The following is a 21,651-nucleotide window of genomic DNA, read 5'->3' as shown; positions in this document are numbered from 1 at the left end:
TCAGATCTGGCGCGTGGCGTCCGTGAGGGCCACCGGCGCCGCCGCCTTGGCCTTCGGCATCCGCATCAGCCGCCGCTGCAGCCACCAGGCGAAGACCGACAGCGCCCCGCACATCGCGATGTAGATCGCGCCGATCACCAGGTACGCCGGCACGTAGGGCAACCCGAACGCCAGCCGCCCACCGATCGTCTTACCGGCGGTCAGCAACTCGGGGTACGTGATGATGAAGCCCAGCGCGGTGTCCTTGAGCAGCACCACGAGCTGGCTGACGATTGCCGGCAGCATCGTCCGGAACGCCTGCGGCAGCAGGATCAGGCGCATCACCTGGCTCTTGCGCATGCCGATCGCGTACGCCGCCTCGGACTGCCCTTTGGCGACCGCGTTGATGCCGGCCCGGAAGATCTCTGCGAGCACCGACCCGTTGTACAGCGTCAGGCCGATGATCAGCGCCCACATGATGTCGAACGACCAGCCGTACTGCAGTCGCGCGTAGTAGGCGAAGAAGATCAGGATGAGCAGTGGGATGGCCCGGAACAGCTCGACCATCCAGGTCGACGGAACCCGCAGCAACGCGCGGTCGCTGAGCCGCCCGGCCGCGAAGACCGCGCCGAACAGCAGCGCGAGCACCGACGCGATGCCGGCTGCCTTGAGCGTGGCGACGACGCCGTTCACGATTTCCATCTGAACGGCTTTGAACTTGAACTGGTCCCACCGGCGGGCCTCGAACTGGCCGGTCTTCCAGAACCGGTAGATCACGAAGACGATCAGGCCGACGATCGCCAGTGTGGCGACCGCGCCGATGATCGCGTTGCGGCGCCGTCCGCGCGGGCCGGGCAGGTCGTACAGGACCGCGCTCATCGCGCCACCGCCATCTTGCGTTCGAGGGACCGCTGCAGCACCACCAGCGGCGCGATCAGAATCAGGAAGCCGACGACGATCCAGAGCAGTACGGCGATCTGCGGCTCACCACGCTCGGACATGTACGCCGGGATCGCGCCCGCCTCCAGCACCGAGAAGCCGGCAGCGATCGTGGTGTTCTTCAGCATGGCGATCATGACGCTCATCAGCGGCGGCACCATGGCCCGCAGCGCCTGCGGCAGGACCACCTGGCCGAGCACCTGGTCGAACGTCATCCCGATGGCCCGGGCCGCCTCGGCCTGTCCGGCGGAGACCGTGTTGATGCCGGACCGGATGACCTCGCAGACGAACGCCGCGGTGTAGACCGTGAGCGCGGTGAAGGCCGCGGTGAAGTACTCCAGGTTGACCTGGAGCTTGGGCACCGCGAACACCAGGAACGCGAACACGAGCGTCAGCGGCGTGTTGCGCACGATGTTGACGTAGGCGGCGCCGAACCACCGCAGCGCGGGGATCGGTGAGACCCGGAACGCACCGAGCAGGGTGCCCAGCAGCAGGCTGCCCACAGCCGCGATCAGAAACAGCTTGACCGTGTTGCCGAAGCCTTCGAGGTAGAGGCTCCAGTTGTCGGTCAGTACCCGGAAGAAATCCGTCATGCCCCGTCCTTCAAGTCGCCGGCCGGCGTCGGGTGGCGAACCACCCGACGCCGGCCGGCGCGGCGTGAATCAGTAGCGCTCGAGGGTGGGCGGGCTGGCCGGCGAACCGGACTTGCCCAGCGTGCCGTCGTAGATCTTCTGCCAGGTGCCGTCGGTGAACGAGGCCTCCAGCGCGTCGTTGATGTAGTCGCGGAACGCCTTGTCGTCCTTCGGCAGGCCGATGCCGTACTTCTCCTCGCTGAACGGCGCGCCGACGACCTTCATGTCGTCCGGGCTCTGTGCCGCGTACCCCTTGAGGATGGCGTCGTCGGTGGTGACCGCGTCGACCTTGCTGTCGAGCAGCTGCGAGACGCACTCGGAGTAGGTCTTGAACTCGACGATGTTCTCCGGCTCGGTCAGAGCCTCGTCACGGACCCGCTGGATCGGCGTGGAGCCGGTGGCCGAGCAGACCTTCTTGCCCTTCAGCGTGTCCTTGCCGGTGATCGCCGACTCGTCCTTGCGGACCAGCAGGTCCTGGCCGGCCACGAAGTACGGCCCGGCGAACGAGACGTCGGCCTTGCGCTTGTCCGTGATCGAGTAGGTGCCGACGTAGTAGTCGATCTCACCACCCTTGATCGCGGTCTCCCGGTTGGCGGACGGGATCTCCTTGTACTCGATCTTCGCCGGGTCGACGCCGACCTTGGACGCGAGGTACTGCGCGATCTCGACGTCGAAGCCGCACCGGGTGCCGGAGGTGTCCTTGTAGCCCAGGTTCGGCTGGTCGAACTTCACGCCGACGACGACCTTGCCGGCCGACTTGATCTTGTCAAAGGTCGGGCTGCCGGTGACCGCGGCCGCGGTGTCCGCGGTGAAGGTCGCACCGGACGGCTGGCAGGTGTCCGAGGCGGGGGCCGCGGCGCTGCCGCCGTCGCCGCTGGGGGTGGGCGCGCCCTCCTCGCCACAGGCGGCCAGGGCGAAGGCGAACGCCGCGGTGGCGGCGATCGCGGTTACCCGCTTCATACGCATGCTCAATCTCCTCTTGTAAGTGACAGAAAGCACAACGGTCAGTGCGTCAAGATTTTGGACAGGAAGTCCTTGGCCCGGTCCGTCTGCGGATTCGCGAAGAACTCGGCCGGCGGGGCCTCCTCGACCAGTTGTCCGTCTGCCATGAAGACGACGCGGTTCGCGGCGTGCCGGGCGAAGCCCATCTCGTGGGTGACGACCACCATCGTCATGCCCTCGGACGCCAGCGCCGTCATCACGTCCAGCACCTCGCCGACCATCTCCGGGTCGAGGGCGCTGGTCGGCTCGTCGAACAGCAGCGCCTTGGGCTGCATGGCGAGCGCCCGGGCGATCGCGACGCGCTGCTGCTGACCGCCGGAGAGCTGGGCCGGGTACTTGTCGGCCTGGTTGGCGATGCCGACCCGCTCCAGCAGCGACATGGCGCGCTCACGGACCGCGGCGGGCTTCTCCTTGCGCACCTTGACCGGTCCCAGCATCACGTTCTGCACGATGGTCTTGTGCGCGAACAGGTTGAAGGACTGGAAGACCATGCCGACCTCGCTGCGCAGACGGGCGAGGGCACGCCCCTCCGCGGGCAGCGGCTGCCCGTCGAAGGTGATGGTGCCGGAATCGATCGGCTCCAGCCGGTTGATGGCGCGGCACAGCGTGGATTTGCCGGACCCGGAGGGTCCGATCACGACCACGACCTCGCCGCGCGCAACAGACAGATCCACGTCCTGCAGCACGTGCAAGGGCCCGAACCACTTGTTGACGTTGTCGAGGACGATGAGAGCCTCTGTCACCCCTGGTCCATCCACTCGTTGTCGGTTCACTCGAATGGACACACCCTATGGGGCGCTCCGTATCGGATCGTGTCGAGAATGGTCACGGAGCGGTAACACAGCAGGTGCCGGCGGGATGGGGTGGACACCATGATGGGTATGGCGGCGGACGGCCTGTGGAACTGGAGTGTGGCCGCGCGGATCGAGCCCGACCTGATCCGGGGCGCACTGGCCGGCGCGCTGGAGCAGCCGGTGCACGATCTGGTTCCGGGCAGTGACGCTCTGCTGTGCGACGTCTATCACGTCGGTGGCGACTTCCCGACAGTCGTGGACGTCTACCTCGCACCGTCCGGTGTCGCCGAGACGACCATCGCCAGCGCCGTCGCGGTCCGGCTGCATGCCGCGGTCCTGCTGCCCGACGACACGCTCGACCCGACGCGGTACGTCCTGGCCGAGCCCGACGGGACGTTGCAGCCGGTGCACGTCGACGAGCGGGAGACGGACGACGGGACGGAACGGCGTGTGCTGCGCCCCTGCAACTGTGGCCGTACGCCGGAGCGGCCCGCCGCCGCCTAAGCAGTACCCTGGTCAATTGCCATGACTACCGAATTGCAGGGCGCCCCGCGCACCTATGACGTGCGCACCTACGGCTGCCAGATGAACGTGCACGACAGCGAGCGGATCTCCGGCCTGATGGAGGACGCCGGCTACGTGCGCGCCGCTGATGCGGACGCGGCGGACGTGGTCGTCTTCAACACCTGCGCGGTACGCGAGAACGCCGACAACCGCCTCTACGGCAACCTCGGCCACCTGCGCCCGACGAAGCTGAAGAACCCGGGCATGCAGATCGCCGTCGGCGGCTGTCTCGCGCAGAAGGACAAGGGCGAGATCGTCAAGAAGGCGCCCTGGGTGGACGTCGTCTTCGGCACCCACAACATCGGCTCCCTGCCGGCCATGCTCGAACGGGCCCGGCACAACGAGGAGGCGCAGGTCGAGATCCTCGAGTCGCTCGAGGTCTTCCCGTCGACGCTGCCCACCAAGCGCGAGTCCACGTACGCCGGCTGGGTGTCGATCTCGGTCGGCTGCAACAACACCTGCACGTTCTGCATCGTCCCGTCGCTGCGCGGCAAGGAGAAGGACCGCCGGCCCGGCGACATCCTCGCCGAGGTGCGTGCCCTGGTCGCCGAGGGCGTCCTCGAGGTGACCCTGCTCGGCCAGAACGTCAACTCCTACGGCGTCGAGTTCGGCGACCGTCTCGCCTTCGGCAAGCTGCTGCGCGCCACCGGCGAGGTGGAAGGCCTGGAACGCGTCCGGTTCACCAGCCCGCACCCGAAGGACTTCACCGACGACGTGATCGCCGCGATGGCCGAGACGCCGAACGTCTGCCACTCGCTGCACATGCCGCTGCAGTCCGGCTCCGACCGCGTGCTCAAGGCCATGCGCCGCAGTTACCGGCAGGAGAAATACCTCGGCATCATCGAGAAGGTGCGCGCCGCCATGCCGGACGCCGCAATCACCACCGACATCATCGTCGGCTTCCCCGGCGAGACCGAGGAGGACTTCGAGCAGACCCTCGAGGTGGTCCGCCGGGCGCGCTTCTCCAGCGCGTTCACCTTCCAGTACTCGATCCGTCCCGGCACCCCCGCCGCCACCATGCCCGACCAGATCCCCAAAGCCGTCGTGCAGGACCGCTACAACCGGCTGATCGCCACGCTCGAGGAGATCACCTGGGCGGAGAACAGGAAGCTCGTCGGCGAGAAGGTCGAGGTGCTGGTCGCGGTCGGTGAGGGGCGCAAGGACGAGCGCACCGGCCGCCTCTCCGGCCGGGCCCGCGACGGCCGCCTGGTGCACTTCGCCACCGGCGGCCTCACCCCGCGGCCCGGCGACATCATCGAGACGGTCGTCACCTACGCCGCCCCGCACCACCTCAACGCCGACGGCGACCCGCTGAGCCACCGCCGCACCCGGGCCGGCGACGCCTTCGAGGCCGGCCGCACGCCCAAGCTCAAGGGCGTGTCGCTCGGCCTGCCCACCCTCGGCGTCCCCGCCCCCCTCCCACCCACCGAGGGCTGCGCCCTCTGACCCGCCGAAGACCCGCCGCCGGCCGCGCCCTCTGACCCTCGCCGGAGACCCGCCGCCGGCCGCGCCCTCTGACCCCGCCGAAGACCCGCCGCCGGCCGCCCAGCCCTCTGCCCCCGGCCGGCCACGCGGCTCTCCAACCGGGTGCCGCCACCCCCGGTAGCGGGTTTTCCTGCGTGGTGATTTCGGGCGCGTAGCTCACCCGAAATCACCACACTCAGGTCTGCACCGTGCCGGCGGCGGTACGGAGCTGATCGAGCAGGGCGGCCGTCCCCGGCGGATCGGGCGGATCTCCCAGCACGGCCGTCGAGATGCGCCTGCCCGGTCCCGGCAGCGCCACCACCCGCACCCGCGGATGCCGATGGGCGGCCAGCGCCAGCGCCGGAAGGGTCGTCACTCCCATCCCTGCGGCCACCAGTGCCTGCACCGCCACGTAGTCGTCCGTGGTGAACCGGATGTCCGGCGTGAACCCCTCCGCCGCACACGCGCTCACCAACCGCGCACGGCACCGCTCACACCCGCCGATCCACGGCCGATCCCGGAAATCCGCGAGCCGCTCCCCGTCCCACCCCACCGGCGCCACCAGATGCGCCGGCTCATCCCAGAGCGCCTCCACCCGCACCCCGGACCCGCCCACGCCCGCCGAAGCCCGCCCGCCAGGCCCGGCAGCGCCCGCCGCAGCCCGCATTCCCGGCTCGTCGTCGCTCGCCGCCTCGCGCACGTGGTCGAAGATCACGGCCACCTCGACCTCGCCGTTGCGCAGCAGGCGCAGCGCCTCCGGCGGCTCGGCCTCGGTGAAGCGCAGGTCGACACCCGGATGCGCGGTCGCGAAGCCGGCCGCCGCCACCGGCACGAACGTGCCCAGCGCCGACGGGAACGCCGCCAGCCGCACCCGGCCGCTGCGCAACCCGTTCAGCTCGGCCAGTTCCGTCTCCACCGCCGCGAGCCGGCCCAGGATCTCCTCGGCCCGCTCGGCGAGCAGCCGCCCGGCCTCGGTGAGCCGGACGCCCCGCCCCGCCCGCTGGAGCAGGCGGGTGCCGGTCTCGGCCTCCAGCCGGGCCAGGTGGTGACTCACCGACGGCTGGGCGTAATGCAGCGCCTGCGCCGCCGCGGTCACCGTTCCGTGCCGGGCGACCGCGACCAGCACGGTGAGGCGGTTGACGTCGAGCATGGGGCCAACGTATCAACCGCATCTATGGGTTTCTGAGCGGAATGACATTGGACCTATGCATGCCCTGCGCGCCAGCATCGACGGCATGGAACTGAGCTTCGACGACATCCGCGCCGCCCGCGAGCTTCTGCGGAGCCATCTGCCGCCCACCCCGATGTGGTCCTACCCGCTGGTGGACCGGGCCGCCGGCACGCCGGTTCTGATCAAGCACGAGAACACCCAGCCGGTCGGCGCCTTCAAGGTGCGCGGCGGCCTCACCCTGCTGGCCGGGATGACGCCGGCCGAGCGTGCGCGGGGCACGGTCACCTGGTCCACCGGCAACCACGCGCAGTCGCTGGCCTATGCCGGGCACGTCTTCGACGTGAAGTGCACGGTCGCCATGCCCGCCGCCACGCCGCCCGCGAAGGCCGAGGCGGTCGAGTCCTGGGGCGCCCGGGCGGTCCGCACCGGCAACTCGCTGGAGGCCGCCGAGCACTACGCCCGGCGGTACGCCGCCGAGACCGGCGCCCGCCTGATCAGCCCCGGTGACACTCCCGAGCTGCTGGCCGGGGTCGGGACTGTCCACCTGGAGATCCTGGAGGCCCGGCCGGACCTGGACGCCGTCGTCGTCCCGGTCGGCAGCGGGACCGGCGCCGCCGCCGCGTGCCTGGTCGCCGCGGAGCTGGCCCCGGACTGTGCGGTGATCGGCGTGCAGTCCGCGGCCTCACCCGCGGCGCACGACTCCTGGCGCGCCGGCGAGCTCGTCGAACGACCCAACCGCACCGCCGCGGCCGGGCTGGCCACCGGGCGCGGCTTCGCGCTGCCGCAAAGCATCATGCGTGACCGGCTCGCCGACTTCCTGCTGGTCACCGACGATCAGATCACCGAGGCGCGGCGCCTGCTGGCCACCGCCGCCCACACCCAGGCCGAAGCCGCCGGCGCCGCCGCCCTGGCCGGTGTGCTGTCCCGCCCCGATCTCTTCGCCGGACGCCGGATCGCCGTCGTCTGCACCGGCGGCAACGCCGACAACACCGAACTAGCCGGCCTGCCCTGAGACCGGTGTGTGAAGTTCGGGTTCGCATCGAACCTCAACTTCACACACCGGGGGGAGCCCGATCGTCAGCTGGCCTGCTCGGCGAGCGAGAGGAACTGACGCTTGGAGGCGAGCGCCTGCTCCGCCTCCTTGATCCGCCGGGCGTCACCGGCGGCCTGCGCGCGGGCCAGCTTCTCCTCGGCCTCGGCGACCTGCTCCCGCATCTGGCGCAGCAGCGGGTTGTCCTGCGGGCTGGTCTTGCGCCACGCCGAGTCCATCGCGACCCGGATGCGCTCCTCGGCGGCCCGCCAGCGACGGTCCAGCGAGGCGGACGACTCGCGCGGCACCCGGCCGGCGTCGTGCCAGGCGGCCTGCGCGTCGCGCAGCTTGTTCTGTGCGGCGCGCGGGTCGGCGTCGACGTCGAGGGCTTCCAGCTCGGCCAGGATGGCCTGCTTCTTCTCCAGGTTTCCCTGATATTCGGCGTCGCGGGCGGAGAAGACCTCGCTGCGGCGGGTGAAGAAGGCGTCCTGCGCGGCCCGGAAGCGTTCCCAGAGGCGCTGCTCGGCCTCCTTGGCGGCGCGCGGCGCCGCCTTCCACTCGGTCATCAGGTCCTTGAGCCGGTTGGCGGTGGCCGCCCAGTCGGTCGAGTCGGAGAGCGCCTCGGCCTCCTTGACCAGCTCTTCCTTCGCGCCCTGGGCCTGCTTGCGCTGACCGTCGAGGGTGGCGAAGTGGGCGCCGCGGCGGCGGGTGAAGCCGTCGCGGGCAGCGGCGAACCGCTTCCACAGCTCACCGTCGGTCTTCTTGTCGACGCCGCGGATGGTCTTCCACTCGTCGAGGATCTCCTTGAGCCGGTCGCCGGCCGTCTTCCAGCCGGTGGCCTCGGCGGCGATCTTCTCCGCCTCCTCGACCAGCGCGGTCTTGCGGGCGACCGCCTCGGTCCGGGCGACCTCGCGGGCCGCGCGGGCCTCGCCGGCCTTCTCCTCGGCGAGGGTGGCGAGCCGCTCCAGCCGGGCGGCGAGACCGTCGATGTCGCCGACCACGTGCGCCTCGTCGAGCTGGGTGCGCAGTCGCTTGACGCTGCTCAGCGAGTGGGCGGCGTCGGCCGCGCCGGACTTGAGCCGGGCCTCGACGAGGTCGACCTCGGTGACCAGGTCGTCGAATCGCCGGGCGAAGTGAGCGAGTCCCTCTTCCGGGGTGCCCGCCTGCCAGGAGCCGACCACGCGGTCGCCCTCGGCGGTCTTCACGTACACGGTGCCGTCGGCATCCACGCGCCCGAAGGCCGTCCAGTCGTTCATCAGCTCATCCTCGTTCTTCCCGGCGTCACCGGTCCCACCGGACCCGGAGCCACCGCCATAGCGCAGCCTCGAATGCCAACCTTCCCACCGGCATTCTTTCTCGCGCATTGTCACAGGTCCAACCCGGTTAGGGGAAAGCTCCCACCGACGACCGTGACACAACGGTGTCCTACGGTTGGCCGGTGCCGTACCGGACAGAGCATCGCGTGGTCACCGTCGTCGGCCCGACAGCGGCCGGGAAGTCGGCCCTGAGCATCGCTCTCGCCCGGGAACTCGGTGGTGAGGTGGTCAATGCGGACTCGATGCAGCTGTACCGCGGGATGGACATCGGCACCGCGAAGCTGACCGTCGAGGAGCGGGCCGGCGTTCCGCACCATCTGCTCGACATCTGGGATGTGCGGGTGACCGCGGCCGTCGCGGAATATCAGCGGCTGGCCCGGGCGGCCGTCGACGAGATCCTCGGGCGGGGGCGGGTGCCGTTGCTCGTGGGCGGCTCGGGGCTCTACATCCGGGCGGTGCTGGAGGACTTCGAGTTCCCGGGCACCGATCCGGAGGTGCGGGCCCGGCTGGAAGCCGAGTTGGAGACTCGCGGCGTGAACGAACTTCATGCCGATCTGGCGGAAAAGGATCCGGCGGCGGCCGCGAAGATCCTGCCGTCCAACGGCCGCCGGATCGTCCGCGCCCTCGAAGTGATCGAGCTGACCGGGCGGCCGTTCACCGCCAGCCTGCCCGATCCCGAGCCGGTCTACGACGCGCTGCAGATCGGCGTCGACCGGGACACCGCCGACCTGGACCAGCGGATCGCCCGCCGGGTGGACCTGATGTGGGCGGCCGGCCTGGTCGACGAGGTGCGCGGCCTGGACGGCATCCGGGAGGGCCGGACCGCGTCGCGCGCGCTGGGCTATCAGCAGGCGCTCGCCCAGATCGACGGCACGCTCACCGAGGACGGGGCCAAGGACGACACGGTTCGCGGCACCCGGCGTTTCGTCCGGCGGCAGCGGTCGTGGTTCCGGCGCGATCCGGCGATCACCTGGCTGGACGGCGCCGCACCGACGCTCGTGGCGGACGCCTTGCGCCTTGCGGAATGATGGTGTCGTGTTTTTCACCAAGGGCCACGGAACCGGCAACGACTTCGTCATCCTCCCCGACTTCGACGGCGAGCTGGAGCTGACGCCCGAGCTCGTCGCGGCGCTCTGCGACCGGCGCCGGGGGATCGGCGGCGACGGGGTGCTCCGGGTGGTGCGCAGCGCCAAACACCCGGAGGCGGCGGGCCAGGCGGGCGAGGCCGAGTGGTTCATGGACTACTGGAACAGCGACGGGTCGCTCGCCGAGATGTGCGGCAACGGCGTGCGCGTCTTCACCCGCTTCCTGCTGGAGCGCGCGCTGGCCACGCCGGGCCCGGCGGGCCTGCCGGTGGCCACGCGAGCCGGGATCATGGTCGCGGTGGTCGGCGCGACGACGATCAGCGTGCGGATGACCACCCCCCGGTTGTACGCGGGAAGCACCGCAACCGTCGGTGGCCTGACCATTCCCGGCGTTGCCGTGGACTGCGGGAACCCGCACCTCGTCTGCGGGCTGCACGACGGTCTCGCGCTGACCGGGCTGGACCTGACCCGCGAGCCGGCGTTCGACGCCGCCGTCTTCCCGCACGGGGTGAACGTCGAGTTCGTCGAGTCGGCCGAGCCGGTCGACGGGGTGGACGGGCACGTCCGGATGCGGGTGCACGAGCGCGGCTCCGGCGAGACGCTCTCCTGCGGCACCGGCGCGCTGGCGGTCGGTGCGGTGGCACTGCGTGACGTGGGCCGGGAGACCGGCTCGATCGCCGTGGACGTGCCCGGGGGCCGCCTGATCGTGCGGCACGACGGCGACGGCTGGTGGCTGGAAGGGCCGGCGGTGCTGGTCGCCGACGGTGAGGTGCGGCTCTGATGCTGCACCGCGTCGCGCATCGCGGCTACTGCACGGTCACGCCGGAGAACACGCTGCCCGCCTTCACCGCCGCGGTCCGGGCCGGCGCCACGTTCGTCGAGTTCGACGTCCGGGTGACCGCCGACGGCGTGCCGGTGGTGATCCACGACCGGACCGTCGACCGCACCACCTCGGGCAGCGGCCAGGTCTGGGACCTGAGCCACGACCAGGTGGCGGCGCTGGACGCGGGCTCCTGGTTCGATCCCGGTTTCGCCGGTCTGCGGGTGCCGACGCTGGCCGAGACGCTGGACCTGCTCGCGCCCACCGAGCCCGAGCTGCTCGTCGAGATCAAGCCCCCGGCCACGCTGGATGAGGTCAAGGCGGTGATGGCCGAGCTCACCGAGCGCGACCTGCTGGACCGGTCGGTGGTGCAGAGCTTCGACACCGACGTGTTGCGCAAGGCCCGGTCGGTGGTGCCGGAGGTGCGGCGCGGGCTGCTGCTGTTCCGGTTCGACGCGGAGACCGTCGAGCTGTGCCGCGAGCTCGGCGTGACGTACTGCAACCCGCCGTTCGCCGACGTGCTGGACGATCCGCAGACGATGGCCGGTCTGGCGGCGGCCGGAGTCGGGGTGATGCCGTGGACGACGAACGACATGGCGATGTGGCGCCCGCTGGTCGACGCCGGGGTGGCCGGCCTGATCACCGACCGGGTCGGTGAACTGGCCGGCTGGTCCCGGTCCGCGCTCTAGAACACCTCTTCCGGGGCCTGCTCCAGCTCCGACTCCGGCACGGCGGCCGGGTTGGCCGGCGCCGGCACGCCCTTGACCACCGCGCGGATGGCGGCGGCCACGGCCGGCGTGACCCGCGGGTCGAACACGCTCGGGATGATCACCGTGGGGTTGAGCTTCTCCTCGCCCACCACGTCCGCGATGGCCCGGGCCGCGGCGAGCGCCATCTCCTCGGTGAACTCCTCGGCGCTGACGTCCAGCATGCCGCGGAACACGCCGGGGAAGGCCAGCACGTTGTTGATCTGGTTGGGCTGGTCGGACCGGCCGGTGGCGACCACGGCGGCGTGCCGGCGGGCCTCCCGCGGGTCCACCTCCGGGTCCGGGTTGGCCAGCGCGAACACGATCGACCTGTCCGCCATCCGGGCGATGTCGTCGCCGGTGAGCAGGTTCGGCGCGCTGACCCCGATGAAGACGTCGGCGCCGGCGATGGCGCCGGGCAGGTCACCGGAGTAGTTGTCCCGGTTGGTGTGCTCGGCGAGCCACTGCCAGCTCTCCGACATGTCCGGCATCCCACGGTGCAGGGCGCCCTTCCGGTCGTACGCGATGATGTCGCCCACGCCCTGGCGCAGCAGCAGCTTCATGATCGCCGTGCCGGCCGCCCCCGCGCCGGAGACCACCACCCGGACGTCCTGCATCCGCTTGCCCACCACCCGCAGCGCGTTGGTCAGCGCCGCCAGCACGCAGATGGCGGTGCCGTGCTGGTCGTCGTGGAAGACCGGGATGTCGAGCAGCTCCCGCAGGCGGGTCTCGATCTCGAAACACCGCGGCGCCGCGATGTCCTCCAGGTTGATCCCGCCGTACGCCGGCGCGATCGCCCGGACGATGTTGACGATCTCGTCGGTGTCCTGGGTGTCCAGCACCACGGGCCAGGCGTCCACCCCGCCGAACCGCTTGAACAGCGCGGCCTTGCCCTCCATCACCGGCATCGCCGCGGCCGGGCCGATGTTGCCCAGCCCGAGCACCGCCGAGCCGTCGCTGACCACCGCGACCGTGTTCCGCTTGATGGTGAGGCGGCGGGCGTCCGCCGGGTTCTCCGCGATCGCCATGCAGACCCGGGCAACTCCCGGCGTGTACGCCCGGGACAGTTCGTCCCGGTTGCGGAGCGCGACCTTCGACGACACCTCGATCTTGCCGCCCAGGTGCAGCAGGAAGGTCCGGTCGGAGACCTTGCGGACGTCCACCCCGTCCTGTTCCTCGAGCTGCTTGACCACCTGGTCGGCGTGCGCGGCGTCGGCGGTGTCACAGGTCAGGTCGACCAGGACGCGGGTGGAATCGGAGTCGACCACGTCCAGGGCCGTCACGATGGCCCCGGCCTCGCCGACACAGGTGGTGAGGCGGCCGATGGACGAGGCGTCCGCGGTAACGGCGATACGGATCGTGATCGAGAATCCTGCGCTCGGCAGGCGGGTGGTCACCACGGTGTTCCCTCCGACGTTGGTGGGTGAGTACCCGCATTGTCGCTCTTGGGGAATAGTCGATTCCGTCGCGGTGGTTACTCATGAGTCGTCCACGGTTATGTAGATGCGCCGCCCGGCGGGACGTGCCACGCTGGGGCGGAGGAGGTCACTTTTGCGAAACACCTACCAGACGCCCGTCCTTGACGAGCCGGAGCTGACAACCGGCGAGCTCGAGCTCGAGGAGCGGCACTCGCTCAGGCGGGTGGCCGGTCTCTCCACCGAGCTCACCGACATCACCGAGGTCGAATACCGGCAGCTGCGACTCGAGCGGGTCGTGCTGGTCGGTGTCTGGACCGAGGGCGGTGTCGACGCCGCGGAGAACTCACTGACCGAGCTGGCCGCCCTGGCCGAGACCGCGGGTTCGCAGGTCCTGGAGGGCCTGATCCAGCGGCGTAAGCAGCCGGACGCGGCCACCTTCATCGGCCGGGGCAAGGTCGATGAGCTGCGTGACGTGGTCGTCTCCACCGGGGCCGACACCGTCATCTGCGACGGCGAGCTCTCCCCGTCGCAGCTGCGCAACCTGGAGCAGCAGGTCAAGGTGAAGGTGGTCGACCGGACCGCCCTCATCCTCGACATCTTCGCCCAGCACGCGAAGAGCCGGGAGGGCAAGGCGCAGGTCGAGCTCGCCCAGCTGCAATACCTTCTGCCGCGTCTGCGCGGCTGGGGTGAGTCGCTGTCCCGTCAGGGCGGCGGCGCGGGCGGTTCGGGCGGCGGTGGCGTCGGGACCCGTGGTCCCGGTGAGACAAAGCTCGAGACCGACCGGCGGCGGATCAACACGCGCATCTCGAAACTGCGGCGCGAGATCAAGGCCATGCGGACGGTACGGGAGACGAAGCGCTCCCGCCGGACAGCCAGCGGCATCCCCGCCGTGGCCATCGCCGGTTACACCAACGCGGGCAAGTCCAGCCTGCTCAACCGTCTGACCCAGGCCGGTGTCCTGGTGGAGAACGCGCTGTTCGCCACCCTGGACCCGACCACCCGGCGGACCGCCGCGGAGGACGGGCGCGAGTTCACGCTCTCCGACACGGTCGGTTTCGTCCGGCACCTGCCGCACCAGATCGTGGAGGCGTTCCGCTCCACGCTGGAGGAGGTGGCCCAGGCCGACCTGGTGGTGCACGTCGTCGACGGTGGCCACCCGGACCCGGAGGGTCAGGTCAGCGCGGTGCGCGAGGTGCTGGGCGAGGTCGGCGCCGACCGGATTCCCGAGCTGCTCGTGGTCAACAAGGTCGACGCGGCCGACGAGGAGACGCTGCTGCGGCTCAAGCGGACCTGGCCGGATGCCGTCTTCGTCTCGGCGCGCTCCGGACTGGGCATCGCCGAGCTGCACAAGGCCATCGCCGACCGGCTGCCCCGCCCCGCCGTCGACCTGACCGTCCTGGTGCCGTACGACCGGGGTGACCTGGTGGCCAGGGTGCACCGGTCCGGTCAGGTGCTCCAGTCGCGTCATCTGGACGACGGCACCGAGCTGCGCGTACGGGTGGACGAGCGGCTCGCGGCCGAACTCGACGAGTTCCGCTGCTGATTCAAGTGTCATAACGGACTTCGGCGAGCGCTCCACCCCAGGTTGATCCACACGTGATACCGGTACGGGACGCCGCATGCGACACTGGTCGGATGCGGCGTCTCGTGTTCCCGATCATCGTGGGTCTCGGCATGGTGATGATCGGTTCCTCCGGCGCGTCCGCCGAGGACCCGACTCCCGCTGCCACGGTCAGCGCGAAGGCGACGCCCGGCAAGAAGCTCTGCAAGGTCGTCGACGAGCGGCTCGACGAGATCTCCGGTCTGGTGGCGACGAAGAACGGCTACGTCGCCGTCAACGACGGCACCGAGAACGAGGCCAAGAAGAAGATCTTCTTCCTGGACAACCAGTGCGCGGTCGAGAACGTGCAGGAGTTCAGCGGTGACGGCCCCAAGGACCCGGAGGATCTGGTCCTCTCCGCGGACGGCGACACGCTGTGGATCGCCGACATCGGTGACGGGGGGATCCGCTCCGGTGCGGAGCCCCGCCCGACCGTCGCGCTGTGGAGCATGCCGGCCAACGGCAACAAGAAGCCGGTGCTCTACCGTCTGAGTTATCCGAACGGCGACGCCCACGACGCCGAGGCGCTCCTGCTCAACGGTGACGGCACCCCGCTGATCGTGACCAAGGAGATCGGCGCGAACGCGGGCGTCTATCAGCCGACCGGCCCGCTCAAGGCGAAGAACGCCGACGGCGTCCCGATGAAGCGGGTCATGGACCTGCAGATCAACGCTACCGAGACGGTCGGCAACCCGGTCGCCCGGATCGGCAACAAGACCATCACCGGCGGCGCGGTCGCCTCCGGTGGCGGCAAGGTGGTGCTGCGCACCTACACCGACGCGCTGGAGTGGGACGTCACCGACGGCGACGTGCTGGGCGCGCTGAAGAAGGAGCCGCGCACCACCGGGCTGCCCAACGAGCCGTTCGGCGAGGCGATCTCCTACAGCCCCGACGGCAAGACGTTCCTGACGGTCTCCGACATGAACGGTGATCGCGAGACCGCCAACAACATCCGGCAGTACACACCCGCCACCACGGTCGCGAAGATCTCCGAGAAGTCGGGGGCCGACCAGGCCGGCGACCCGTGGTACCTGTCGGTCGACAACGTCACCTACGCGGTGGCCGGCGTCGGCGGGTTCGGCCTGATCCTGGTGGCGGTCGGTGTCTTCGGCATCCTGCGGTTCCGCAAGTCGCCGCAGGCGGCCGCCCTCGACGAGGACGACGCGCCGGTCGGCGGCGGTCTCAAGTCCGGCGATCCGGAGACCGAGCTGATCGGCGTCGGCGGCGTTCCGCCGCGGGCTGGCGCTTACGGTGGCGGGCGTCCCGGGGGCGGGCCGGTCTACGGCGCCCAGCCGGGTCCGGCGGCCGGGGGCCCGCAGCGTCCCAACGGCGTGTACGGCGGCGGCGCCCCGCAGTATGCCCGTGGTGGCCAGCAGCCGCCCCGCCCACCGCAGGGCCAGCAGCCCCGCCCGCCGCAGGGCCAGCAGCCTCGCCCGCCGCAGGGCCAGCCGGCCCGCGCTCCGCAGGGTCAGCCGCCTCGTGGCCCGCAGGGCCAACCCGCTCGTGGGCCCCAAGGTCAGCCGCCCCGCCCGCCGCAGGGTCAGCCCGCTCGTGGCCCGCAGGGTCAGCCGGCCCGCGCTCCGCAGGGTCAGCCGCCTCGTGGCCCGCAGGGTCAGCCGGCCCGCGCTCCGCAGGGTCAGCCTGCTCGTGGCCCGCAGCAGCAGCCGCCGCGTGGGCCTCAGCAGGGTCAGCGCCCCCCGCAGGGTCAGCGACCCCCGCAGGCCCCGGTCCGGGCCCCGCAGCCGCCGGCGCGTGGGCCTCAGCAGCAGCCCGGCCGGGGCGGTGTCTACGGCGCTCAGGAGCCCGGTCAGGGCCGGCCCGGCCCGGCTCAGCAGCAGCGCGGCCCGCAGCAGGGTCCGGGCAAGCGGCCTCCGGGCACCTATGGTGGCCGTCCGCCGCAGGACGGTTTCGACGACCGGAACGGTTACCGGCGGTAACAGCCGTCGACGAGAGAGGCCGGTCCGCTCACTGAGCGGACCGGCCTCTCTCGTCGTCACACGCGCCGCAGCACCGCCACCACGCGACCCATGATCGTCGCGTCGTCACCGGGGATCGGGTCGAAGGCCGGGTTCGCCGGCATCAGCCACACGTGCCCGTCCCGCTGCCGGTAACTCTTCACCGTCGCCTCGCCGTCGATCATCGCGGCCACGATGTCACCGGCCTCGGCGGTGGGCTGCTGGCGCACCACCACCCAGTCGCCGTTGCAGATCGCGGCGTCGATCATCGAGTCGCCCTTGACCTCCAGCATGAAGACCTCGCCCTCGCCGACCAGCTCGCGCGGCAGCGGGAAGAACTCCTCCACCGCCTGCTCGGCCAGGATCGGTCCGCCGGCGGCGATCCGGCCGACCAGAGGCACGTACGCCGGCTGCGGCCGGGCGGCACGCAGCGCCTCGTCGTCGACCATCTCGCCGGGCACGCGCACGTCCACGGCGCGCGGCCGGTTCGGGTCGCGGCGCAGGTAGCCCTTGGTCTCCAGAGCCTTCAGCTGGTAGGCCACGCTGGACGGGGACACCAGCCCGACCGCCTCGCCGATCTCGCGCACGCTGGGCGGGTATCCGTAACGCTCCACCCAGTCACGGATGAACTCGAGGATCCGCCGCTGCCGGGCGGTGAGGTCCGAGGCGACGGCCTCGGGCATGTGGCCGACCGGGGTGACCGACCGCAGCTGCGGCGCGTCGGCTCCACGGGCACGGCTGGGTGAACGGCGCCGCAGGGCCGCTGAGGCGCCGGATGCCTCAGGCCCGGTCTGGTGTTGCTGCCGGCTAGTCCGGTCGTCGGTCGACACGTCCGCCCTCCCTGTCGGCCAGTGCCTGTCGGCACGTGGTGCGTCGCGGAGCCGGGACTGGCGCCGTGGGGATGGCGTTTGTCCGGCTGACCCCTCTTGACGGAAAACCGTAGTAGGCAGGTCCGACATATTCAAACATCTGTACGAGGTTTTCCCGGCGTGTCGCTCTCCAGTGCTCGACTTTCGTACCTGCGTTCTGATAGACCGTCGTACGGGCGTTCTATCGAACGGGTGTCCGATAAGGGAGGGCGAGATGGTGAGCACTGGTGCGCGACACGCCGAACCGCCGTTGCGGCTCACGCGTCGGGGGCGGGCCGTGCTGCTCGGCTTCTACGTCGCACTGGCGGCGCTCGCGAGTGTGGTCCTGTTCACCACCGCGGCACAGGGCTGAGGCCCGCGTTTTCACCCTCGCGCGCCGCGACCGGGGCGAATCCGCCGGGCCTCCGGCGCGTCGGGTCGCACAACCGGCGGCTCCGAGTGATCGTGACATCACCCCTGGTGGTGAGGTGCAAAATACGGCGCGTCGGCATGCCGCTGAGCTTGCGTCGCCGTCCGGCGGGGCATAGCGTCTACCCCAACATCTAGTGGTTACAAAGATGTAAGTCATCCACAGGTTGGGTTTCCTCTCCCCGGTTATCCACATGTCGTCCACAGCGCCGCGGCGGTTTCCGCCTCTGCGGGGCTGCGCTTCTGCATGTCCGGATTCCATCGAGAGGGTGTCCGGAAGGGGTCGCGGTGCGTTGCCCGTACTGTCGCCATGCCGATTCGCGCGTGGTCGACTCACGTGAGGCCGACGACGGTCAACTGATTCGTCGCCGGCGGGCGTGTCCCGAGTGCGGCAAACGCTTCACGACGGTCGAGGAGGCGGTCCTCGCCGTCGTCAAGCGCAGCGGCGTCACCGAGCCGTTCAGCCGGACGAAGATCATGAGTGGCGTCCGGAAGGCCTGTCAGGGCCGGCCCGTCGACGAGGACTCGATCGCGCTGCTCGCGCAGCGGGTCGAGGAGACCGTCCGGGCCCGGGGCGCCGCCGAGATCCCCAGTCACGAGGTGGGCCTGGCGATCCTCACGCCGTTGCGTGAGCTGGATCAGGTGGCCTACCTCCGGTTCGCCAGTGTCTACAAGTCGTTCGACTCTCTCGACGAATTCGAGAAGGAGATCGCGGCACTGCGCGACGCGCCGACCGTCCGGGAACCCGGGACGCGACACGCCGTCGCGCCGCGGTCCGCCGGCCGCGCGCCGAAACTCAACGGCTGAGCGGGCCGACATTCAGCTACACCTGTCCGTGGTACTACGAGGGGGAGCACGTTCATATGGCCGGAGACGGCATCACAGCAGGTCGCCAGCGCAGCCGCACCAACGGCGGGACCAGCGCGGCGGCCGGGGGGCTGCGGGTGGAGCGGGTGTGGACGACCGAGGGCGTCCACCCGTACGACGAGGTCGAGTGGGAGCGCCGCGACGTCGTCATGACCAACTGGCGTGACGGCTCGATCAACTTCGAGCAGCGCGGCGTGGAGTACCCGGCGTTCTGGAGCGTCAACGCCGCGAACATCGTGACCACGAAGTACTTCCGGGGTGCGGTCGGCACGCCGGAGCGCGAGTGGTCGCTCAAGCAGCTCATCGACCGGGTCGTGCAGACCTATCGCAAGGCGGGCGAGGACTACGGGTACTTCGCCACCGCGGCGGACGCCGAGCTGTTCGACCACGAGCTCACCTACATGCTGCTGCACCAGGTGTTCAGCTTCAACTCGCCGGTCTGGTTCAACGTCGGGACGAAGTCGCCGCAGCAGGTCAGCGCGTGCTTCATCCTCTCCGTCGACGACTCGATGGACTCCATCCTCGACTGGTACAAAGAGGAGGGTCTCATCTTCAAGGGCGGTTCCGGCTCGGGTGTGAACCTGTCCCGGATCCGGTCGTCCAAGGAACTGCTCTCCTCCGGGGGGACGGCGAGCGGCCCGGTCAGCTTCATGCGCGGCGCCGATGCCAGCGCCGGCACCATCAAGTCCGGCGGCGCCACCCGGCGCGCGGCGAAGATGGTCATCCTCGATGTGGACCACCCGGACATCGAGGAGTTCGTGCAGACCAAGGCGCGCGAGGAGGACAAGATCCGCGCGCTGCGGGACGCCGGCTTCGACATGGACCTCGGCGGCTCCGACATCGTCTCCGTGCAGTACCAGAACGCGAACAACTCGGTGCGGGTCAGCGACGAGTTCATGCGTGCCTACGAAGAAGGCACCGAGTTCGGTCTGCGCGGCCGACTCAACGGCGAGGTCATCGAGACCATCGACGCCAAGAAGCTGTTCCGCGACATCGCCAAGGCCGCCTGGGAGTGCGCCGACCCCGGCCTGCAGTACGACGACACCATCAACGACTGGCACACCAACCCCGAGACCGGCCGGATCACCGCGTCCAACCCGTGCTCGGAGTACATGTCGCTCGACGACTCGTCCTGCAACCTGGCGTCGCTGAACCTGATGAAGTTCCTCAAGGCCGACGGCGGCTTCGAGGTGGAGAAGTTCGTCAAGAGCGTCGAGTTCATCATCACCGCGATGGACATCTCGATCTGCTTCGCCGACTTCCCGACCGAGAAGATCGGTGTCACCACCCGGGCGTACCGTCAGCTCGGCATCGGCTACGCGAACATCGGCGCCCTGCTGATGGCCTCCGGCCTGCCGTACGACTCGGAGGGCGGCCGCAGCGTCGCCGCCGCGATCACCTCGCTGATGACCGGTACGGCGTACCGGCGCTCCGCCGAGCTGGCCGGTGTCGTCGGGGCGTACGAGGGTTACGCCCGCAACGCCGAGGCCCACCAGCGCGTCATGCGCAAGCACGCCGCGGCGAACGACGAGATCCGTCCCCAGAACCCGGTCGCTGCCGAGATCGTCCGCGAGGCCACCCGCCAGTGGCAGAACGGCAACAAGATCGGCGCCAAGAGCGGCTGGCGCAACGCCCAGGCGTCGGTGCTCGCCCCGACCGGCACCATCGGCCTGATGATGGACTGCGACACCACCGGCATCGAGCCCGACCTGGCGCTGGTCAAGTTCAAGAAGCTGGTCGGCGGCGGCTCCATGCAGATCGTCAACCAGACGGTGCCGCGCGCCCTGCGCAGCCTCGGCTACCCCGAGGAGCAGGTCGAGGCGATCGTCGAGCACATCGCCGACCACGGCAACGTGATCGACGCCCCTGGCCTCAAGCCGGAGCACTACGCGGTCTTCGACTGCGCCATGGGCGAGCGGGCCATCGCGCCGATCGGCCACGTGCGGATGATGGCGGCCGTGCAACCGTTCATCTCCGGCGCCATCTCCAAGACGGTCAACATGCCCGAGACGGCGACCGTCGAGGAGATCGAGGAGATCCACTACCAGGGCTGGAAGCTCGGCCTGAAGGCGCTGGCGATCTACCGCGACAACTGTAAGGTGGGGCAGCCGCTCTCGGCGGCGAAGAAGAAGCCCACCGCCGTCGAGGCGCCGGCGGAGACTGCTGTCGAGAAGGTCGTCGAGAAGGTCGTCGAGTACCGCCCGGTCCGCAAGCGCCTGCCGAAGAAGCGGCCGTCGGAGACGGTGTCCTTCTCGGTCGGCGGCGCCGAGGGCTACCTCACCGCGTCGTCCTACCCGGACGACGGCCTCGGCGAGGTCTTCCTGAAGATGTCGAAGCAGGGCTCCACCCTGGCCGGCGTGATGGACGCCTTCTCGGTGGCCATCTCGATCGGCCTGCAGTACGGCGTCCCGCTGGAGACGTTCGTCGCGAAGTTCACCAACATGCGCTTCGAGCCGGCCGGCATGACCGACGACCCGGACGTGCGGATGGCAGCGTCGGTGATGGACTACATCTTCCGTCGCCTGGCGCTGGACTTCCTCGACTACGACACCCGTGCCGAGCTGGGCATCTTCACCGCCAAGGAGCGCACCGCCCAGGCGCAGGCCGAGGCGGCCGCCGAGGCCACCGCCGTCGCGGACCTCACCGCGATGGCCGCATCCGCGCCGGTCTCCGCCCCGGTCGGTGCGGCCACCGCCCCGGCCGAGGCGCCCGCACCGGTCGTCGAGCCGAAGCCGGTCCAGATCTCCGCTGGCTCCTCCACGGAGCTGCTGGAGAAGGTCACCGGCCACGCCGCGGACGCGCCGCTCTGCTTCACCTGCGGCACCAAGATGCGGCGGGCCGGCAGCTGCTACGTCTGCGAGGGCTGCGGCTCGACCTCCGGCTGCAGCTGAGTGCTCGTGAGATGACCGAACGAAAGTCCCCCGGACGGCAGCGTCCGGGGGACTTCTCGTTGCTCGTTGCTGTCAGCAGTTCGACCTGGCCCACACCGGCA

19 protein-coding genes are annotated in these 21,651 nt (G+C 70.4%); 11 read left to right on the top strand and 8 right to left on the bottom strand.

Annotated elements, in window-relative coordinates:
* From AC0NH5_RS01735 to AC0NH5_RS01720, 4 genes are all read right to left on the bottom strand, one after another.
* Complete coding sequence (locus tag AC0NH5_RS01735) at positions 1 to 858, bottom strand: amino acid ABC transporter permease (RefSeq protein ID WP_474399049.1); 858 nt, start codon at positions 856 to 858, stop codon at positions 1 to 3.
* Entirely contained in the window at positions 855 to 1,511 is a 657-nt protein-coding gene (locus AC0NH5_RS01730; RefSeq protein WP_474399048.1) for an amino acid ABC transporter permease, read from the bottom strand. The genes AC0NH5_RS01735 and AC0NH5_RS01730 overlap by 4 nt, the downstream gene beginning before the upstream one ends.
* A gap of 69 nt (positions 1,512 to 1,580) precedes the next feature.
* Entirely contained in the window at positions 1,581 to 2,516 is a 936-nt protein-coding gene (locus AC0NH5_RS01725) for a glutamate ABC transporter substrate-binding protein (protein WP_474399047.1), read from the bottom strand.
* A gap of 38 nt (positions 2,517 to 2,554) precedes the next feature.
* Entirely contained in the window at positions 2,555 to 3,295 is a 741-nt protein-coding gene (locus tag AC0NH5_RS01720) for an amino acid ABC transporter ATP-binding protein (RefSeq protein ID WP_474399046.1), read from the bottom strand.
* Between the two features lie 129 nt (positions 3,296 to 3,424).
* Here AC0NH5_RS01720 and AC0NH5_RS01715 point away from each other — a divergent pair, with 129 nt between their 5' ends.
* Positions 3,425 to 3,850 (top strand): hypothetical protein, encoded by a 426-nt coding sequence (locus AC0NH5_RS01715; RefSeq protein WP_474399044.1) that lies wholly within the window; start codon positions 3,425 to 3,427, stop codon positions 3,848 to 3,850.
* A gap of 21 nt (positions 3,851 to 3,871) precedes the next feature.
* A complete protein-coding gene (gene miaB / locus AC0NH5_RS01710; RefSeq protein ID WP_474399042.1) occupies positions 3,872 to 5,356 on the top strand; it encodes a tRNA (N6-isopentenyl adenosine(37)-C2)-methylthiotransferase MiaB in 1,485 nt (494 codons plus the stop codon).
* Positions 5,357 to 5,570: 214 nt separating this feature from the next.
* Here miaB and AC0NH5_RS01705 read toward each other — a convergent pair whose 3' ends face one another.
* A complete protein-coding gene (locus AC0NH5_RS01705; RefSeq protein WP_474399040.1) occupies positions 5,571 to 6,524 on the bottom strand; it encodes a LysR family transcriptional regulator in 954 nt (317 codons plus the stop codon).
* 55 nt (positions 6,525 to 6,579) lie between these two features.
* On the opposite strand from AC0NH5_RS01705, the gene AC0NH5_RS01700 reads away from it, so the two are divergent.
* Positions 6,580 to 7,557: a threonine ammonia-lyase gene (locus tag AC0NH5_RS01700; protein WP_474399037.1), complete on the top strand. Its 978-nt coding sequence runs from the start codon at positions 6,580 to 6,582 to the stop codon at positions 7,555 to 7,557.
* 65 nt (positions 7,558 to 7,622) lie between these two features.
* Here AC0NH5_RS01700 and AC0NH5_RS01695 read toward each other — a convergent pair whose 3' ends face one another.
* The gene (locus AC0NH5_RS01695) at positions 7,623 to 8,831 is read right to left on the bottom strand and encodes a DUF349 domain-containing protein (protein ID WP_474399035.1); all 1,209 of its coding nucleotides are present in this window, start codon (positions 8,829 to 8,831) and stop codon (positions 7,623 to 7,625) included.
* Between the two features lie 182 nt (positions 8,832 to 9,013).
* On the opposite strand from AC0NH5_RS01695, the gene miaA reads away from it, so the two are divergent.
* From miaA to AC0NH5_RS01680, 3 genes are read left to right on the top strand one after another with little or no spacing between them, the layout of a single operon-like run.
* A complete protein-coding gene (gene miaA, locus AC0NH5_RS01690; RefSeq protein ID WP_474399032.1) occupies positions 9,014 to 9,919 on the top strand; it encodes a tRNA (adenosine(37)-N6)-dimethylallyltransferase MiaA in 906 nt (301 codons plus the stop codon).
* Positions 9,920 to 9,926: 7 nt separating this feature from the next.
* Positions 9,927 to 10,757, top strand: a complete 831-nt coding sequence (gene dapF / locus AC0NH5_RS01685) for a diaminopimelate epimerase (RefSeq protein WP_474399030.1) — start codon at positions 9,927 to 9,929, stop codon at positions 10,755 to 10,757.
* Positions 10,757 to 11,485 carry a glycerophosphodiester phosphodiesterase gene (locus AC0NH5_RS01680; RefSeq protein WP_474399028.1) on the top strand — a complete coding sequence of 243 codons (729 nt, stop codon included), beginning with the start codon at positions 10,757 to 10,759 and terminating at the stop codon, positions 11,483 to 11,485. Before dapF ends, AC0NH5_RS01680 begins: the two co-directional genes overlap by 1 nt.
* Here the strand turns inward: AC0NH5_RS01680 and AC0NH5_RS01675 are convergent.
* Positions 11,482 to 12,942 carry an NAD-dependent malic enzyme gene (locus AC0NH5_RS01675; protein ID WP_474399026.1) on the bottom strand — a complete coding sequence of 487 codons (1,461 nt, stop codon included), beginning with the start codon at positions 12,940 to 12,942 and terminating at the stop codon, positions 11,482 to 11,484. The genes AC0NH5_RS01680 and AC0NH5_RS01675 overlap by 4 nt on opposite strands.
* A gap of 151 nt (positions 12,943 to 13,093) precedes the next feature.
* Here AC0NH5_RS01675 and hflX point away from each other — a divergent pair, with 151 nt between their 5' ends.
* Complete coding sequence (gene hflX, locus AC0NH5_RS01670) at positions 13,094 to 14,503, top strand: GTPase HflX (protein WP_474399023.1); 1,410 nt, start codon at positions 13,094 to 13,096, stop codon at positions 14,501 to 14,503.
* Positions 14,504 to 14,595: 92 nt separating this feature from the next.
* Positions 14,596 to 16,497 carry a hypothetical protein gene (locus AC0NH5_RS01665; protein WP_474399020.1) on the top strand — a complete coding sequence of 634 codons (1,902 nt, stop codon included), beginning with the start codon at positions 14,596 to 14,598 and terminating at the stop codon, positions 16,495 to 16,497.
* A gap of 56 nt (positions 16,498 to 16,553) precedes the next feature.
* On the opposite strand, the gene lexA is transcribed toward AC0NH5_RS01665, so the two are convergent.
* On the bottom strand, positions 16,554 to 17,198 hold the full coding sequence (gene lexA, locus AC0NH5_RS01660) for a transcriptional repressor LexA (protein WP_474400314.1): 645 nt from the start codon (positions 17,196 to 17,198) through the stop codon (positions 16,554 to 16,556).
* Between the two features lie 400 nt (positions 17,199 to 17,598).
* Between lexA and AC0NH5_RS01655 the strand changes: the two genes are divergently transcribed.
* From AC0NH5_RS01655 to AC0NH5_RS01645, 3 genes are all read left to right on the top strand, one after another.
* Positions 17,599 to 17,736 (top strand): hypothetical protein, encoded by a 138-nt coding sequence (locus tag AC0NH5_RS01655; RefSeq protein WP_474399018.1) that lies wholly within the window; start codon positions 17,599 to 17,601, stop codon positions 17,734 to 17,736.
* Positions 17,737 to 18,080: 344 nt separating this feature from the next.
* A complete protein-coding gene (gene nrdR, locus AC0NH5_RS01650; RefSeq protein ID WP_474399016.1) occupies positions 18,081 to 18,599 on the top strand; it encodes a transcriptional regulator NrdR in 519 nt (172 codons plus the stop codon).
* Positions 18,600 to 18,655: 56 nt separating this feature from the next.
* Positions 18,656 to 21,550, top strand: a complete 2,895-nt coding sequence (locus AC0NH5_RS01645) for a vitamin B12-dependent ribonucleotide reductase (protein ID WP_474399014.1) — start codon at positions 18,656 to 18,658, stop codon at positions 21,548 to 21,550.
* Positions 21,551 to 21,651 lie beyond the last annotated feature (101 nt).

The sequence above is a fragment of the Actinoplanes sp. 13 genome (assembly GCF_056134165.1).
The sequence above is the reverse complement of the archived record's forward strand: the minus strand, read 5'-3'. Positions and strand labels throughout refer to the sequence as shown.